General features: G+C 69.5%; 4 protein-coding genes. All 4 read right to left on the bottom strand.

The window, feature by feature from the left end:
• Window positions 1–47 precede the first annotated feature (47 nt).
• Genes ACH4ZA_RS22475 through ACH4ZA_RS22460 form a run of 4 tightly spaced genes read right to left on the bottom strand, consistent with a single transcriptional unit; the run spans window position 48 to window position 18,071 of the window.
• Window positions 48–2,387, bottom strand: a complete 2,340-nt coding sequence (locus tag ACH4ZA_RS22475) for a UvrD-helicase domain-containing protein (RefSeq protein WP_398431125.1) — start codon at window positions 2,385–2,387, stop codon at window positions 48–50.
• Window positions 2,384–9,220, bottom strand: coding sequence for a DEAD/DEAH box helicase (locus tag ACH4ZA_RS22470; protein ID WP_398431124.1), 6,837 nt, complete (start codon window positions 9,218–9,220; stop codon window positions 2,384–2,386). Before ACH4ZA_RS22470 ends, ACH4ZA_RS22475 begins: the two co-directional genes overlap by 4 nt.
• On the bottom strand, window positions 9,217–14,859 hold the full coding sequence (locus tag ACH4ZA_RS22465) for a hypothetical protein (RefSeq protein WP_398431122.1): 5,643 nt from the start codon (window positions 14,857–14,859) through the stop codon (window positions 9,217–9,219). The genes ACH4ZA_RS22470 and ACH4ZA_RS22465 overlap by 4 nt, the downstream gene beginning before the upstream one ends.
• The gene (locus ACH4ZA_RS22460) at window positions 14,856–18,071 is read right to left on the bottom strand and encodes an SNF2-related protein (RefSeq protein WP_398431120.1); all 3,216 of its coding nucleotides are present in this window, start codon (window positions 18,069–18,071) and stop codon (window positions 14,856–14,858) included. Before ACH4ZA_RS22460 ends, ACH4ZA_RS22465 begins: the two co-directional genes overlap by 4 nt.
• Window positions 18,072–18,191 lie beyond the last annotated feature (120 nt).

The following is an 18,191-nucleotide window of genomic DNA, read 5'->3' as shown; positions in this document are numbered from 1 at the left end:
GAGCCCTGCCGCCTTTCTGGGGGTGGCAGGGCTCACACGCACCACCCTTACTTGGGCAAGTACGGGCTCGGCTTCCCGTACCAGCTGATCCGCAGGGTGTCGCGGGCGCGGGTGGCCGCGACGAACAGCAGTGACCGGGCCTTCAGTTCCTCCCGGGCGAGGCGCCGGGGGTCCGTGTCGCGGTAGCGCTGGACGACGGACGCGCGGGGGATGACTCCGTCGCGGGCACCGACGATGGCGAGCCTCTGATATTCGAGGCCCTTGAAGCGGTGCATCGTGCCCACGTGGATGTCGCCGTCTCCCTTGACGCCCTCTTTGGTGAGTTCGGCGACGGTCAGCCCGGCCTCGGTCGCCAGGTGGTACATGACCTGGTTGACGGCTTCGCGGTCGGCGACGCAGACCGCGATGTTGCCGCGGGGGTCGCGGACCTTGCCGTCGGCTCCACCGGTGGCGAGTTCCTCGCGCCAGGCCCGCAAAGTGGTGGCGAGCCGGGCGAGTTCGTCGTCCCAGCTCTCACAACGGACGAGTTCGGGGGCCGGACCACGCAGAACCGAGCGGTAGCCGTCGAGGGTGTCGGTGCCGTCGTCGAGGTCGTCGAACGTGATCTGGTCGCTCTTGGGGTTCACCACTTCCATGGCCCGGTTCAGGATCTCGCGGGTGGTGCGGTAGCTGAGGGTGAGGCGGGCCGCGCGACCGCGGATGTTGACGCCGACCGTGCCCAGGGTGACCTGCTGGTCGTAGATGCGCTGGTGGGTGTCGCCGGCGATGAACATGTCGTCCTCGCCCGGCGCGACCATGGCGCGGAGCATCTTCCAGTGGGCGGGCCTGAGGTCCTGCGCCTCGTCGACGACGACGTGCTTGTAGCGGTGGCCCAGGTAGTACATGCCGGAGCTGTCGTCGCGGTGGATGAGGTCCTTGCCGCCGATCTCGTCCTTGTACCCCTGACGTTGCTCGATCTTGGCGGCACGCTGCATCTCGAAGCGGGCGGCGCGCTCGGCGGCCTGACCCCAGGTCTCGCGCCCTTCCTTGTCGAGCCGGGTGGTGAACTGCTCCAGGATCTTCCAGATCTGCGCGCGCTCGGGGCGGCTGACGGACCGGCCCCGTCCGGCTCGCCGCGCGTCGAAGTACGCCTTGCGGGTGCCGAGGGACTGACCGAGGATCACCTGCTCCCATTCCTCGTAGAGGAACTCCGCGTCCCACCGCTTCTCGTCGAGTTCCACAAGGACCTGGCGGAGAGTGCCCAGTGCGACGCTGTCGTAGATGCGCTGCTTCCCGGCGCCGGCGACGGTGTTCTCGTTGAGGACGCGGGCGGCGAGCTGGTCGATGTGCGTGATGTCGATGCGGGCCAACTGCTCGGGTTCGAGCAGGGACGCCAGGCGGGCCCGCAGGTCGGTGGTGAGGTTCTTGGTGAAGGTGGTGAGCAGGATCGGCTTGTTGTGGCCGGCCGGCAGCTGTTCGGCGAGGTGCTTGACGCGGTGCAGTGCGACGATGGTCTTGCCGGTGCCGGGGCCGCCGGACACCCGGAACGGGCCGCTGTAGCGGCGGTCGACGAGCTTGGCCTGGGCGGGGTGGAGGAACACCTTCCAGGCGCGGAAGTCACCCTCTTCGATGATGTCCTTGAGCGCGTCGTCGATGGTGGTGACCGTGGTGCGGGCGAGCGCCGCGTGCAGGTCTTGCCGCTCGTCTTCGTCAAGTTTGACGTCGACGGGAGCGGTGATCTCCTTGCGCACGTCCGCGATGGACAGGCCGGCGGCGAGGCCGTACAGGATGTCCTTGGTGAGCAGGGGCGCGCCGGAGACGAGGGCGTCGAGTTCAGTGCTCTCGGTGACGGCGAGGGCGAGATCGATGAGCTGTTCGGCGACACCGAGGTCACGGAGCTCTTCGGCGGTGAGGCCGGAGAGGAGCGGCTCCACCTCGGGAACGGCGACCCCATCGCCCAAGGGTTCGGCGGTGGCCGGTTCGGGGGCGGACGTCTTCGGCTCGTCCGCGGCTTCCGGCTGCTCGGCCGGGGTGAGCGTCATCCCGGCCCGTTGCAGGACGCTCTGGCCCACCACGGAGAGGTCGACGAACTCGATCTCTCCGGTGATGCGGTTGATCGCGACGGAGAGTTCTTCGTAGACGTGCTTGCGGTGGCGGACGGCGACGACCAGCCACTTCTCGCGGCCGGCACCGTCGATGCCGATCTTGGCGAGGAGGGCGCGGTAGGACTGGTCGATCTTGGCGCGGTAGACACGGCCGTCGCCCTTGAGCGGCAGAAGGTCGAGCCCCGGGTGGTCGGGATCCTGCCGGAAGCGGTGGCAGAAGTCGTAGAACTTGCCCTTGACCGAGCGGTCGAGCTTGTACAGCTCCTGTTCGGCCTTCTCGTACAGGCTGAGCCGTGCGGTCATCGGTGGGTGGCACCTTCCGTGTCCGGGAGCAGGGTGAGCATGGTGTCGAGGTGGTCGAGCCAGTCGGCTGCCGTGCGCACGGTCCAGCCGTCGCCGGTGTAGGCGTCGTCCCGCTTCTTGCGTTCCTCGCTGTCGTGGGCGTCGGAGTCGACGAACACCGCCACCTTGGCGGCACCGGGCCAGGCGAAGTCGGCCTGCCATCCGCGATCGCCCAGCTCATAGCCGAAGACCGGGGCTTTCTTGCCCCGCGCGGCGAGCGCCTTGGCCAGCCGGGTGAGGTCGGAGTCGGGCTCGTCCTCTTCGAGAAGTTCGAGGATGTCCTCGTCCCAGGCCGCGTCCCGGAGCAGCCCTTCGACGGCCTGTTCCAGCGAGGAGGAGGTCGAGGCCCGGTCCGGCGCCGCTGCCTGACCGGTACTCTCCGCCGCGGCCGCTGTACCGTCCGTCGACGGGCCCGTCGTGGCCGTCTCGGGGTGCAGCCGCGCGATGAGCGTCTCCAGTTCCCCGGGGCCGCCTCCGACCCGCAGTGCCTCCACGGCGAAGTCGGCTGCCAGGCTGCCGGCGAGTTGCACGCCGTCGCCGCCGGTGAAGGCGAGGAACTGGAGGAGGTTGGACCAGTAGAGCCAGGAGCGCCACCGGAGTTTGTGTGCGGCCGTCCCGAGCTGGTCGGCGTCCAGGTCGTCGAGTACGGCGAGGGCGCCCCAGCCGACCCCGGCGGTGCCGTCGGGTCCGCCGGACGGGTCGACGGTGTAGAGCAGCGGCAGGCCGTGTTCGTCGGTGGCGGACAGGACGAGGATCTCGCCGTTCCCGGTGAGGGGATCGACGTCGGCCACCGGGTTCCCGCCTGTCGCGAGGGAGCCCAGGGCGCTGCGCAGGGTCGCGCGGGCCTGGGCAGGGCTGACGTTCTGGGCCAGCGGCTCGGGCGCGCTGAGGAGTCCGCCCACCAGCGCCTGGGCCCGCCGCCCCCAGCGGGCGCGGGAGGGGTCGCGGAGGTAGCCGAGGAGCGTGTCGACGGGGTTGGCGAAGACGGCGTCGGCGAGGTCGGCACGGTCGCCGCCCAGCTCCTCGTACCAGTCCTTGGCGGTGTCCTGGCCGGTGCGCCGGTAGGGCGGCCATACCGGGCGGGCCTTGGCGCGTTCGCCCTTCTCGAAGAGCTCGAGGTCGTCCCAGGTGACCTGGAAGACGAGGGCTCCGCCGGCTCGCAGCTCGTCCCGCTTCCTGCAGTCGGAAGCGATCCGGTTGTGCGCGCGGGTCGCGTGGAAGCGGTGACCGTCGAGGAAGACATGCACCTTCTGGGGTGTGCCTTCGGTCCTCTCGAAGGTGAAGTCGGTCCGGGTGAACTCCTCGTCGCGCTGGGCGGTCATGCGCCAGGCCGTGGCCCCCGCGAACCGCAGGAGGCCGCTGTGCGCGCCGCTCTCCTCCAGAGCGGCGTCGTCCTGCCCGGTGCTCCAGCTGCGCAGGGCGGCGAGGAAACGGGCCTCCAGATCGGACTCGACCTGCCGGTCCAGGCCGATCGCCGCAGTCGTCGGGATCTCTTTGGTGGCCCAGTGGCTGACCGGGTTTCCCTCGTCGTCGGTGAGCGGACGTCCGTCCTCGTCGACGGGACCGAGCAGACTGTTGATGATCTCCAGCGCGTCCTTGCGCGAGACCACGTCCTGGTGCCGCTCCTCCGCGTGGCGGTGCAGACAGCGGTGGCAGGCGCGCCGCCCCTCTTCCTTGCAAGGGCACGCCATCAGCATCTGTCGGGCGTCGGCGAGAGTGTCGCGGAAGGCGTCGGGCTTCTTGAGCCGGTCCAGGTAGCCGGTGCCTCCGGGCAGCCGGTCGTACAGGACGAGGAAGTGCCGCCTCTCGCCGGTGGCCGCGTCGGGCATCGTGGCGAGCGTCGTGTCCAGGTGGACGGGGTCGCCGCCGAAGTGCCGGTCGACGCCGAGCCGTAGTGCGGCCCGGAAGGAGTGGACCTTCTCGTCGACGAGGACGGTCGCGGCCGGCAGCAGGACGCGCAGGGCCTCGGTGGTGAGCTGGTGGGCCAGGAGCACCGGTTCCTGCTTCGGCGCGTCCGGCCCCCTCTTGCCCCGGCGCAGCGGGCACCACGGCTGGTGGTGCTTGACGGCGGGGTTGCGTACGGCAGAGGTGTCGAGGGCGTCGGTGTCGTGGTCGAAGACGGGCTTGCCGTCGGCGCTCGCCGCCCCGCAGGCGGTGCAGACGTGGAAGGGCGCCAGCCGGACGTCGTGTCCGGCCAGTTCCTCCTCGGCGCGGGCGTCGAACCGCATCGGACCGACGTTGATCCTCCGGATGACCGCCTTGCGGGAGTAGTCGACGCCGAAGGTCTCGCGGGTGTGCCGCCAGGACGCCTTGGCCTGGATGTGCTCCGCCGGGAAGTCGACCGCGTCGATGACGGTGTAGAAGCGCTGCTCGCGATCGTCCTTGTCGTCTCCGATGCGCGCGTCGTCACGCTTGTCGCGGGAGGTGACGACGGTCGGTTCGATCACGTGGTGGAGGCAGGAGCCGTCGTCGGCGATGCCGGTGCTGTGACAGCGCGGGCACGGGCTGCGGTCCTCGGCGGCGTCCTCGGTACGGACGTAGCCGCACTCCCGGCAGAAGCGCCAAGGCGTCCAGTCGGGCCGGGTGGAGCTGCCGATCTCGATGCCGGTGATCTGATGCTTGTAGCCGTTGACGTAGAAGGTGTTGCCGGGGGCGAGTTCGGACAGTGCGTAGCGCTGGGGCCGCTCGTACGGGCGCACCTTGGAGTCGAAGCGTTCCCGCCCGGTCTTCGGGTCGGGGCCGTCGAACCAGTACAGGGTGGCGTTGAGCGTGGTGACGGCGTCGAGGAGGGCGTAGTTCGGCAGCAGGCCGAGGTCGCAGAGGGCCTGCTGGGCGGTCACGTTGCCGCGTTTCATCAGGCGTCGGCCGACGGCCCGGTGCTCCGCCTCTAGTTCGGCCTTGCGGACGCGCTGCTCGTCGTCGTCCTCGTGCAGTTCGCGGACGGCCTCGTCGATGAAGGTGAGCCTGCGCCGCAGTTCCTCCTCCCCGCGCTTCCACTGCCGTGCGGCCTCCTCTACGTTGCCGCGCAACTCGCGCTGGGCATAGGCGCGCAGTTCGTCGGCAGCCTGCGGGCTGACGCCGGTGGGGAAGAGGCCGAGGAAGGCCTCCACGTGCTCGGCGGCACCGGCGACGGCGGCCTCCACGAGGTCTTCGAGGTACCCGGTGGGGCCGAAGAGAGCGGGCGCTTCACGGGGGATCGCGGCGAGCGTCCGCCCGTCGGCGCGCTTGAGCCGCCCCTGCGCGGCGAGGTCGAGGAGGTGGGCGAGGTACTGCCTGCGCAGGATCTCGATGGCCGACAGGTAGCTGCCCGGCGGCACGATCTGCCCGGCGATCATCTCGCGGGGCTGGTCGAGGTAGTAAAGGTCCCGGCGACTGCGGTCGGGGATGGTGAGGAGGAAGGCGTTGCCGGTGCGCCGTCCCGCGCGCCCGACCTGCTGGACGTAGTTGGCGGCGCGGCGGGGCAGGGCGGCGAGCACGACGGCCGACAGGTCACCGATGTCGATGCCCATCTCCAGGGTGGGCGTGCAGGACAGCACGTTGGGGTCCTTGAACCCGCTGCCGTCCCGGAACGCCGCCTCGACCCGCTCACGCTCCGGGCGGGTGAGCATGCCGGTGTGTTCGGCGGTGATCACCTGGTAGGTGCCGGCCTTGCGGTACAGCCGACGGTAGTAGTCCTCACGGTAGTCGCGGTCGCGCTGGTGCCGGCCGAGCCCTTCCGGCCGGGTCCCGGCGACGAGATAGCCGTTGCGGCAGCGGTAGGCGGGACACTTCTGGCCGTCCCACTGGCCGAGCAGGGACGGGTGGACGGTCTGCTCCCAGAAACAGGACGGGCAGCGGACGTACGCCTCGTTGACCTCGCCGTCCTTCAGGAGCTGGACGTCGAGAGCGCCCGGCTTGAGCCCGTAGATCCGGAGGCTGCTGTCCTCGGGCGTGCGTGCGGCGAGCAGTCCTGCGGTGACGAGTTCGGGCAGCAGCCGGGACCAGAACTCGGCGGCCTGCTCGCGGGGCAGGCCGAGGCTGCGCTGCGCCCACCGCTCGTACCAGGAGAGACGCCCGGTGGCGAAGTCGAACTCGCTTCTCGACTTCGGCGCGCTCAGCAGGAAGACGGGCGCGGCGATGCCCTTGGGGAAGGCCCTCATTCCGACGGGCCGCTTGCCCCAGATGAAGTAGCGGCTGGTGCCGGCTTCCTTCAGGTAGCCGTCCAGCCAGCGGTGGCCGATGGCCCCGCGGGTCCGCAGCCGTTCGAGGAAGATACGGAGGAACCCGAGGTACCGGTCGTCGTCGAGTGCGTCGGGGACGGGCAGTTGGCCGCCCTTGCCGTACGGGGCGGTGTGCGCGGCGCGGACCAGGTCGACGGCGGCCGCGGGGTCTTCTATGCGCACCTGGGCGGCGGCGGTACGGGTGAGTTCGAGGGTGCGGCCGTTGCGGGAGCGGAACCCGAACTCCATCAGCGCCTCGAACGCGAACCGCTCACCGATCAACTGCCAGGTCTTGTAGTCCCCGCCCCGGCCCTGACCGGACAGAAGCTTCTTGACGCCCTTGATGTCGTGCAGGTCGGTGGGGACGACGGCGGCGAGCGTCGTGCGGTCGGTGGTCGCGGCGACCACGTCCGCGATCAAATCGTTCAGCGCGGTCGGAGCGTCCTCGGAGAGGTGGCTCTTGAACAGGGCGCGCAGGGAGAACGTGTACGAGCGACTGGCGACGAACCCGGCGCGGTGCGCGGCGTCCTGCACCGAGTCGTTGAACATCAGGGTCTTCGTCTCGCCCTGCTTCTCGTCCAGTTCCCCGCCGGTGAACAGCTGGGTGACGGAGGCGGCGGCGAGCGCGGCAGCGCCGGTACCGAGGAAGCGGATCGTGTTGCGCGAGCCGCAGGCCGGGCACCAGTCCTCCTCGGCGGCGGTGGTCGCGGTCTCCCCCAGGTAGACGAGGACGAACGCCGAGTCGGCACCGGCGAGCCGGGGGGCGCCGGTCTCCGGTTCGTAGTCGGCCACCGGGTCGGGCAGCCGCAGCCTGCGCTTCGGCCCGTCCAGGACGCGGAGTTGCCCCGCCCCGGCCACGCTGAGCGCGTTGGCGTCGGCGCGTTGGGCGGCCCGGCCCGCCCCTTCCATGGGTGCGGTTCCGGAACCTTCCCGGGCCTCGCCGTCCGTGGCGGCGATGAGATTACGCACCCGCATCTTGTCCTGGCTGACCGAAGCCCGCCGGATCTTGTGCGTGTCGACCTCGACGTCCAGATCGTCGGACTCCGGGGTGAAGACCGCCCACCCGGAACGCCCGCAGTCACGGCAGTACACGGCCGGCAGGAACAGGTTCGCCGCCTGCCCCTCGGTCGCCGTGGTGACGGGCGCGGTGCGCGCCGCCGCCTCCTCGGAGGTCTCGGGCGCACCGGCCGCGTCCCACTGGAACTCGGCCTTGGGCCACGGCAGTACGCCCCGCACGAGACGGGACACCGACCGGGCCCACTGATGGACCTCGACCTGCACGAACGGGCGCGGCTCCTCGGGCGTGGACGCCGGGGCACGCGCCACCGACAACAGCGCGACGAACCGGGCGAGTGCCTTCGCCGCGACCTCGGGGCGCAGGGTGATGGTGCGGCCCCACGCCTGGGCGCCACGGCGCCACATCAGGTCGAGGACCTCGGGCGTGGAACGCACCTGCCCGTCCAGGGCGTGCAGCACGGCGGCGGTCAGCGGATGCCGCTTCAGGGTCCGGCCGAGCGTGAACGGGTCGGCGTCCCGGCTGCCGGTGACGACCTCGGCGAGAGCGGCGAACTCCTCCTCGCCGAGCGTGGGGTCGGGCAGGGCGGCCAGCTCGTCGGGGGTCGGCACGGGCAGAATCGGATCGAAGTCGCCGCTGGGCACGAACTCGTCGACGGTCAGCCGCTGTTCGCCGACGATGGCGTCGGCGGTGAACTCGGTGCCGAACACCTGGGTCGCCACATCGAGCAACTGCCGCGCTCCGTCGGCGTCCGTGCCGGAGGCGAGGGTCGCCGAGGTGGCGACCGGGCAGATACGACCGAGGGGCCGCCCCTTCTCCGAGGCCCCGACGGCGGAGGCGAGCCGGCGCAGAAGCATCGCCACGTCCGTGCCCTGGGCACCGTCGTAGGTGTGGAACTCGTCGACGACGACGTACCGGATGTCGGAGCCGGCCCACATCGCGGCGTCGTCGGCACGCTGGAGGAGAAGGTCCAGCATCTTGTAGTTGGTGATCAGGATGTCCGGCGGCGTGACCTGCATGTCGTACCGGTCGGTGTACACGTGGCTGTACCGGGTCGCCGCGCGCTCACCGATGTAGAGACCGGCCCGGACCTTGCCGAGTTCCTTCTGCTGGGTGAGCAGCCCGTTGATGCGCTGCGCCTGGTCGGTGGCGAGGGCGTTCATCGGGTACAGGAACACGGCCTTGACACCGCCGCGCCCGGCCGCCCGCTCGCGGGCGCAGTGGTCGAGCACCGGGTAGAGGAAGGACTCCGTCTTACCGGATCCGGTGCCGGTGGTGACGAGGGTCGGCCGGGGTGTCCGGCCCCCTGCGGAGGAGAGCCGCTCGAAGGCCACGGCCTGGTGCGCGTACGGCGTCCAGCCGTCTCTGCGTCGCCAGTCGAGGTACGCCTCCCACGACGCGTCGGCTTGGACGAAGGGCGTACGCAGCCGGAGGAACGGGCCCCGGAACATGCCGGAGTTGTCGTCGCCGAGAAACCGGTGCAGCGCCTTCCGCGCGCCCTCGTCGGTCAGCGCGTAGGTGGTGGAGAGGTACTGAAGCAGGCTCTCCTTCAACCCCTCCGCTTCGAGCGTCGGCCTCACAGCTTCGGCACCTCCTGCTTGACCGGGTCCCACTTACCGGCGGCCACGGCGTCATCCAGCCGCTTCTGGAAGTAGGCATGGGCTTCGCGCATCTCGGTCTCGCGGTTGGCCTTGTAGAAGGGGGCGGTGTAACCGTCGGGGGCGGGGGTTTGGGGGGCGGGGTTGTTGGCGGGGTCAGCCTGGTGGGCTTGGAAGGCGGGGTCGGTCTGGTACTTCTCGAACTGCTTCCAGTGGTCCTTGTCCTGGCCGTGGCCGTAGGTGTACCGGTCACCGGCGATTTTGCGCTCGGTGGCATCGAACCAGGTCACGCTGTCGAAGTCCTGCATGATCGGGAACCTGGCCCGGTACATGGTGATGAGCGTGTCGGCGTCGATGCCGAGCCAGACAGCCACGAGGGCGTCGATTTCGACGAGGGCTGCGCGGCGGGCGTACTCCGTGCGGAGGGGGGTGTCGCGCTGCCAGGTGGGGGTTGTGTCGTTGAGCTTCGTTGACATCCGGAGCCACGTGCGGGCCCAGGGCTCCTTGTCCCCCCAGGTGGGGTCGTGGAGTTCCTTCCAGAGGTCGGCGTAGGCGGTGGTGAGGCAGTTCAGGCGGAGGGTGCGGAGGAGGAGGGCGAGGGCTAGGGGGTGGTCGCTCTGTGGTGCCGGCAGCGACTTCGAACGGGTTTCGTGCAGATGCGAAACGTTGGTGGTGCGCAGGAAATAGTCCAGCGGAAGTGAGGACCACATGCCGCTGACAAGCGCGGTTCCGACGTTGTTCGCCGCAATAGCACTCCGCAAACCGCCTACATGACTGGGCTTAGGAGGGAGTAGCGACACGTAGAGCGCACGCTCAGTGTCCGGCGCAATCTGGTTTCGCCACGCCAAGCGGTAGAACTCCGTGTACGGCTTCGTCGCCCGCGTCACGAACACCTTGTCCACCAGTTCATATGGAACCTCCCGCGGCAGACACTCCATCTTCTCGGCCAGGGTCTCCTTGGCTGCACGGATCTCCACATCCGAACCCCGCAGCCGCTCCAGTTCCGCATGGTCCAGCCACGGGTCCTGCTCAGCCTGATACGCCGCCTCATCCACGATCCGTCGATACTCCGACTCTGGCACCGCGTCCGACGGCAATTCCAGGTGATTGAGACCGCGTACCTCGCCACCGCCCTGACTGGGCTGCTTGAAGAACGGGTTGGCGACGCCGATCTGCGGGCCCTTGAGGATGACGTCCGCCCAGTTGTCCGCCTGGAAGTCCTCTCTGTCCGCGAGGTCCTTGTTGTAGTCGATCAGGGGCATGTCCTCATCGGGGCCGTAAATGGATTTCTTCGCCCCGCTCTCGTGGAAGCCAGCGCTGATCTGCGGGGACAGCGCACCAAGCCGCAGCGGATACGCCGCAAGCGCGTTGATGGCCGGGTCTTCAGCCGTACTCACCGGCGTGAGGAGACGTGCTCGTTCCACCGGGACATCCTGTTCCCCGGAGAGCTTCTGCCAGCGCGCGAGGGTGTCCGTGGTCACCTGGACGACCCGCTTGCTGTGCGATCGCTCGTCCCAGTCCCCGTCGAACTTCACGCCCGGAGCGTCCCCCTGGCCGTCATGCGCCGCGGACAGCTGGAACGCCTCGACGGAGAAGAGCCAGGACAAGTGCTGGAAGTCGATCTCTCCGCGGGTGCCGTAGATGTGGACGCCGAAGTGACTGGACCGGCCGACGGGTGGCGGGAAGAACCGGTTGCCCGCGTTGACAAAGTCACCATGCATCCGCAGCCTGCGGTAGGCGGCCTCACGGAGCGCAGCCTCCTTGTCCCCATTGAAGTGGGTATCGGGGTGGACCAACCCCGCGCTGCCGAACGCCACCGTATGATCCCAGACCTGGCACATGAACGCGCGGTACAGATCCGGCTGACTGCCCGAGATCAGCGGATACACCTGCGGCGCCGCCAGATAATCGGCCAGCGTCACCGTCGCAGTAACCTCGCCCAGCGCGTACGTCGCCACCTCCGCCTTGGCCAATTCAGCCGTGCGCAGCCGTTGCTTTTGGGCCGCCGGAGGCTTCTCCGTCAGCATGAACCACGGCTCGAACTCCGCGATGACGGAGTTCTCCTTCCACTCCGGCCGTACCCACGGCGGATTCCCCACTTGAAGGTCGAACCCACCACCCTCCGCAAAGGCGAGCGCAAAGTCCAACTCCCAGTGCAGAAAACCCTGTTCATCGGCGATCTCCCTCACGACCCCCATCCAGGGGTAGCGCGCCTCCGGGTCCGTGCGGTCCATCCACATCTCGTCCAGGAGCAGCTTCTCGTACTCCCCCAAGTCCTTGAGGGTGTCGAGGTCGGATCCGATACTGCCCTCAGGGACCGGGCCCACCCCGAGCATGGACTCCAGGAAGTCCAGCCAGTCGTTCAGGTCCTTGAGCGGGATGACAGGACGGCGGCGCGTCGGAGCGGGGCCCGTCGGATTCTTGCGCTGCTTCGGTACGCCCCTGGCCTTCTGCACCTCATAGAAAAACTCGCCCTCCGCCTCCATGTCCGCGTCGTCCAGGGAAGGCTGATCACCAGCCATCTGAAAGAGCAGCCCCGCCTGAGCGAACCGGGGCACGGGCCCGCTCGCCGCAGGCGCAGGCGCAGGTTCGCTGCTCGGCCGCGCCTCCTCCGGGGCCACCTGGGGCGTCTCCGGCTCCCCGAACCCGCCCAGCAGCTCCTCGACGTCAACCGACTCCGCCGCGTACTCCCCATCCGTACCGTCCAGCAGACCGACCTTGTCCACCGGCCAGAACCACAGCGCGCACCAGGCGTCCATGACCTGCTTCAGCCGCCAGTACGGCGTGTCCACAGCGTTGAAGAGATCCGCGAAGACCTTCTCCTTCGACAGCCGTGTCGCACCGGCACCGTTCTCGGCCCGGCGCAGGAACGCGAACTCCTCGTCTTTCGGGTCGGCTTTCCATACGTCGATGCTGCGGGCGATCTCCCGCTCCGACAGTTCCATCCGCTTGACGACGAGCTTCCACAGGAACTCCGCGCGCCGCGCCGCGTCCCGCAGCCGCGTGTACTGGGAGGCGGCCTCGTCCCCGGCCTTCCGGTCGATCCTCGGCGTACCGGCCTGCGTGTACTTGCGCTCCGGCTTCTGGAGGACGCCCTTCTTCCAGTCCTTCAGCTGCTCGACGCCATCTCCGGCCAGCTGCCCGAGCAGCTTCTTCGCGTCACCGCCCGCCCGTGTCACCGCCGCCCAGCCCGGCGTCGGCAGCAGGAACTGGTGCACCGCACCGTCCGGCAGCGGCAGTTCCTGGCCGCCTGCCTCGTTGTCGCGGAACGGCAGCCGGGTGGGCGCGAGGGTGTCCTTGTCCATCAGCCAGCGTGGCTTGCCCTTGTGCGGCGAGACATCCCCCGCCGCGTACACCGCCCGCCGCCCGCCGATCAGCGAGTTGCCGCGCCGCAGGTGCAGCCCGAACCACGGCGCCCGCATCCCCGGATGCATGGTGTTGAGCCACAGCGAGACTTCCGCCAGCTCGACGCCCGTCCGGTTCAGGTCCACGCCGTACGCGTTGTGCAGCGCGATGTACGCCTTGACCTTCTGCTTCTCCGTCAACGCCTGCGCGGTCGGGATCGAGCGGCCCAACTCGTCCTGCCGCCGCCGCAGATACTCCTCGGCGACCTGGTTGATCGCCTCGTTGAGGAACGCCCCGGAACCGAGCGCCGGCTCGCAGATGCGGTACTTCAGCAGTTCGGAGGCACGCGTCTTGATGACGTTCCCGGCCTCGTCCTTCTCCTGGTCCAGGCGGTGCTTCAGGGCCAGTTCGACGGTGACCTTCGTCAGGGACTCGGGGGTGTAGTAGGAGGCGGAGGTCTCCCGGTCACGGCCGGCGAGGCGGTAGACGAACGTCCCCGCCTCGTACTCCTTCGGCCCACGCAGGCCCTTCTCCTCGCGGTCCCGCTCGTCGTGCAGGACCCAGGTCTTCTCGTCGTACTCCTTGAGCCGATACGCGGGGACGAGCCAGGAACCCTTCTCCGGGTCACCGCCCTTGGCGACCTCGCACAGCTTCTCCTCGGCGATAATGCCGGTGTACGACATCAGGCCCTCGTAGACCGCGCCGAGCTGGTTGATGCCGAGGTTGCGGTACGAGATGAAGCCGCCGCGCTCGCCGCGCCGCTTGGCCTTCTTCATGGTGAGCAGGCGCAGCACCTCGTGCAGGGCGCTGTTGCGCAGGCACAGGTCGAGCCAGACCGGGCCGTCGGGGCTGTCCTCGTCGTGGCGCGGGTCGCGGGTGCCGCGGCCGATTAGCCGTACCGCCGCCGGTTCGAAGAGTTCACTCCGCAGCGGTTCGAAGCGCAGGCCGCGCCCCTCGCTGCGCTGCTTGGCCTTCTTCTTCCGGGTCTCGGCGTCGTCGCCGTCCAGCTCGTCCCACGGTTCGGTGCCGTACTCGCGGTGCCCGTAGTTGACCTTGTTGAAGAGGAGGTCGAGGGAGTCGTGCAGGTGGGTGCCGTTGCGGGCGGTCTCGTCCGTGAGCTGCGCGTCCCGCTCGACGATCTCGCGCAGGCGGGCCACCGAGTAGCCGGCCTCGTACGTGCCGTCGTCGGCCGGGAGGATGCCCAGTTCGGGGCGGGCCTCCGCGTACAGGAGGAACAGGATGCGGTAGAGGTAGCGCAGCGCCTCGCGGGTGAGCTGCCGGGCGAAGGGCTCCCCTGGCTTTTCGAGGTCGCGAGGTTCGAGGCCAGCCTCGTCCAGCCGGGCCAAGACCTCGTTGGCGATGATCTCGACGGACTTCTGCAGTCCCTGGCGCAGTTCACCGGAGACCCCGACCGCGTTGTCCCGGGACGCCTTCACCAGGGCGTCGATGGCAGGGCCCTTGCCGTCCTCGGCCGGGGCGAGCGCGTCATGGCTGAACAGACCGGCGATGGTGGCCAGTTCGCCGGTCTGGCGGCGGTCGTAGCGTTCCAGCGCGGCGTCGAGATTGGCGGCGAGATAGCGGCCCTCGCCCCAAGCCTGCCGGTCGGCGAGAACGATCACACCGCCGCAGAGCAGCAGGACGAAGCGCGGGGTGCTACCGCCCTCACCGCCCAGTTCGCTCTGGAAAAGCCAGGTGGCGAGCGCATGACCCGACTCGTAGGTCTCGCCGTTGCCCACCGTCCGCAGGGGGTGGAGCAGACGGCCGTAGCCGTCGGCGTCCAGGGCGGTGTCGTTGCTCGCGGACCAGCCGCAGTCGACGGCGACGATGCCGTCTCCGTGCCAGGCGACCTTGACCGTGTGGTCGCGTCCGGCGCGGTGGACGGTCAGTTCACGGGGGCCATCGGTCTCGGCGTCGATCCCCTGGTAGCCGAGGACGGTGAGCACCCTGCGGTGCCACTCGGCGACGCGCCCGCACCACTCCTCGTCCTCATAGGTGTTGAGGCGCTCCTCGAAGCCCTCCTTGTCGGGGTGCTCGTCGTCCTCCGCGTCCGCCTTGGCCTGCTCGGCGAAGAACCCTCGGAACTTCTCGTCGAGGTAGACGGAGCGCAGACCGCGCAGGGCGACGCGCGGTGTGGGGCGCTTGTCGTTCTCGTCGGACTCGCGGTCCGTCCAGGCCGCGAACACGCCCTTCTTCAGGCCGTCGGCGAGCTGCTCGGCGAAATAGTGGGCGGACAGGTACTCGCCGCGGTTGGAGAAGGAGTCGAAGTCGGTGCTCATCGGGCGCTCGTCTCTCCGGCGTCGGGCAGGTCGGTCGCGGCGGGCTCGTCAGTGTGCGGTGCGGGGGTGGCGGCCAGCGGTTCGAGGACGGCGAGGAGCCGCAGCAGCGGGGCGCCCGAGGTGCGCAGGGAGCGGATCAGCGTCCGGCGCCGGTCGGCCGTGAGGTTCACGTCGTTCTTCTTCTTCTGGGAACGGCGGGCCTCCGCGGTGAACAGCGCGGCCTGCTTCCACTCGGTGACGCGCTTCTCGAACGGCGCGAGCACGGCCTCGATCTGCTGCGCGTAGGCAGCCTCACGCACCTCCAGGAAGCGCCGCGCCTCGGCGACCGCAGCCGGCACCCAGCGCTGGAGCGCGTCCTTGTTCACCGGAGCGGCACGCCCCGGCATGCTCGGGCCGACCCGGCAGGCGGCGAGGAAGGCGTCGTCCATACGGTGGGTGCGCGGGGCGTCGGGCAGGCCGGTGACGGCCATCCACTCGACGACGGTGGGACGTCCGGCCTTGTTCGAGTAGATGCCCTGGAGGAGGTAGACCGGGCCGTCGAGCGCGGCGGGCAGCCCCGGATCGATGTCCGCCGCCTTGTCACGGTCCGGGTCGAAGGCGAGCACGAACGCCTCGTCGTGACGGAGCGCGGCGAGCGCCTTGTCGGTGACCCAGTCCAGGACGGGGTGCACGTCGGAGACGTAACTGACGTTCGGCCACTGGCTGTCGGACTCCTCGCGGGCCACTTTCAGGCGCTTGGCGGCGAGACCCTTGTCGAAGGTGAGGCGGATGCGCCCCTCCTTGTTCGCCGTGGGGAGGATCTCCTGCTCGGTCAGATAGGACTTGGGCAGGGCCTTCAGACGGTGGAGAAGGTCCGGCGGCGGCTGGAAGGCCAGGGTGCCGTCACCTTCGCGCCGGAGCTTGAGGGCGTTCTCGGGGCTGCTCGGGTGGCAGACCTGGCGCAGGGCCTCGTCGAAGTAGTCGGAGGTGGCGGTGGCACTGCCGACCGTGCCGAACAGGCCGGGCACGGTGGCGCGCGGCACGTCGTCCGTCGGCTTCTTCGCTCCGACGTTGCCCATTGCCCTGGCCAGCATGGCCTTCGCCCCACCGCCCGCCGTCGACGACGACTGCTCGATGGACTCCTCGACGGTGCGTCCGGCGATGAGGTCGCGGGTGAGCCGGTCCTCCTCCTCCTTCGCCTTGTAGATCCCGGTGACCGCCTCCGCGGTGCCCTCGATGCGGTGGGCCTCCTCCTCGCGGGCGAGCAGTTTCGCGCCGACGAGGCGGTCGTCGAGCGGCAGGGGCTCACCGGTCGCGTCGTCGGTGCGCCACTCCACGTCGCTGGTGAGCACCAGGGCCCGGAACCGGGGGTTCTTCTTCTGCCCGTAGCGGTCGATGCGGCCGTTGCGCTGCTCGATCCGGATCAGCGACCAGGGAAGGTCGTAGTGGATCAGCTCGTGGCACTGCTGGTGCAGGTTGACGCCCTCGGAGGCCACGTCGCCGGTGAACAGGAGCCGGACGGGCTTCGTGGCCAGGCCGAACTCCTCGACGATGCGCTGCTGCTCCTGCTCGCCGGTGGCGTCGCCGTGCATGACCTCGACGACCCCGCCGTACGCCTTCCAGGGCTTGGACTCCTTCTCGCCCTGGTCCAGCTGCTTCACCCGCAGGAATCCGAGTCGGGCCGGGACGGTCTCGGCCAGCCACTTCAGGGTGGGAATGCGCTCGGAGAAGACCACGACACGGGTGTCCGAACCGGGACCGACACCGATCTCCTTCAGGACCTCGACCAGGGCTTCGAGCTTCGACGAGTCGTCGTCGCCGAGGTCGTCGGCGAGGCGGCCGAGGTCGACGATCGCCTTCCGCTCGATCTGGCGCGCCGCCTCCAGCTGGGCCGGGTCCTGGCCCTTACGGCCCTTCAGGGGCTTCTCGAGGGTCTTGGTACGGGCGGCGACGGAGACCTGGAAGGCGCGGTGGGAGGAGAGGAACGCCTTCAGCAGGTTGTAGGCGACCATCGAGTCCACGCACACGGAGGAGGCCGCCGGGTCGCGCGGGATCCAGCGTGCGGCGAGCTCCGCCAGGACCGCATCCTCCTTCTCGGTCGCCTTGGCGAAGACCGGCTTCGACGGACCGCGGTCCGCCCATTCGCCCTTGAGGGAGTCGCGGACCTCCCGGTCCGTCTTGGTGCGGCGGATGTAGAGGTGCCCCAGATCCTTCACGTCGTAGGACGACGGATCGGCGATCGCCGCGTCGTCCAGCATGCCGATCAGCTCGGCGAAGGACTCGGCGTCCCCGTTGTGCGGGGTGGCGGAGGCCAGCACGAAGGCGTCGCTGCGGCGGGCGAGGAGGCGGGCCAGGCCGTTGTTCTTCGTGTTCCGGTTGACCAGGTTGTGCGATTCGTCGATGACGACGGCGTCCCACTCGGTGTTCTCCAGGTGGTGGGCGTAGACGTCGCTCTTGAGGGTGTCCACGGAGATGATCGCCCGCTTGAAGTAGGCGAACGGGTTCCGGCCGGCCGGGATGTCCTGCTGGATGCGCTGGATGCCGGTGGAGTCGAGGCGGACGAGCGGGATGGAGAAACGGGTCCACAGTTCGCGCTGGAACTGCTCCAGCACGTGCGCCGGGGTGACCACGAGGATGCGTTCGCCCCGGCCCCGGCGGATCAGCTCGGCGAGGAGGACGCCGATCTCCAGGGTCTTGCCGAGACCCACCACGTCCGCGATGAGCACGCGCGGCTGAGGGTTGTCCTTCGACAGGGCCAGCTCGGCGGGACGGAGCTGATGCGTCTGCTGGTCCATGAGGAAGTTGCCGATCAGCGCGAGCCCGTGCTCGGTCTGCGGCAGCGCGGTCTTGCGGATGACGGCCTCCAGATAGAGGCGCGCCTTGCGGTGATTCGGCGAGGCGTCGGGCACCAGACGGGTCTTGTCGGGGTCAATCGGCTCGATGTGGTCGAGCTTCTCGTAGAAGACGGCGTCCATGCCGCGCACCAGGGAAGAGACGCCGGTGACCTCGACCATCCAGCCGTCGTACCTGGTGTCGGCGACCTTTTTGACCAGCCACTGCTCGTTGCGCACCACGACCTGGGAACCGGGGGCGAACCTGGGACGGCGCGAGCGCGGCCCGGCCGCGGACCGGGCGTCCGGTGCGGTCTGCTCACGGACCGTCGAACCGTCCACCGAATCGAAAGTCCCCTGGCCCGCCACCGTCGTACCGTCGCCCGCCCCCGCACCACTCACGAACTGCTCCGTTCCCTCGTCGTCCCGCATACCGTTTCCCACTGCCGCTTTCCGGTGTTCTCGCCCCGCCGCCGGCGCTGACGCGCCGCCTCGGCACTCCTGCGAAGCGCCCTGCCCGCA

The sequence above is a fragment of the Streptomyces sp. NPDC020597 genome (assembly GCF_044335095.1).
Classification (GTDB): domain Bacteria; phylum Actinomycetota; class Actinomycetes; order Streptomycetales; family Streptomycetaceae; genus Streptomyces.
The sequence above is the reverse complement of the archived record's forward strand: the minus strand, read 5'-3'. Positions and strand labels throughout refer to the sequence as shown.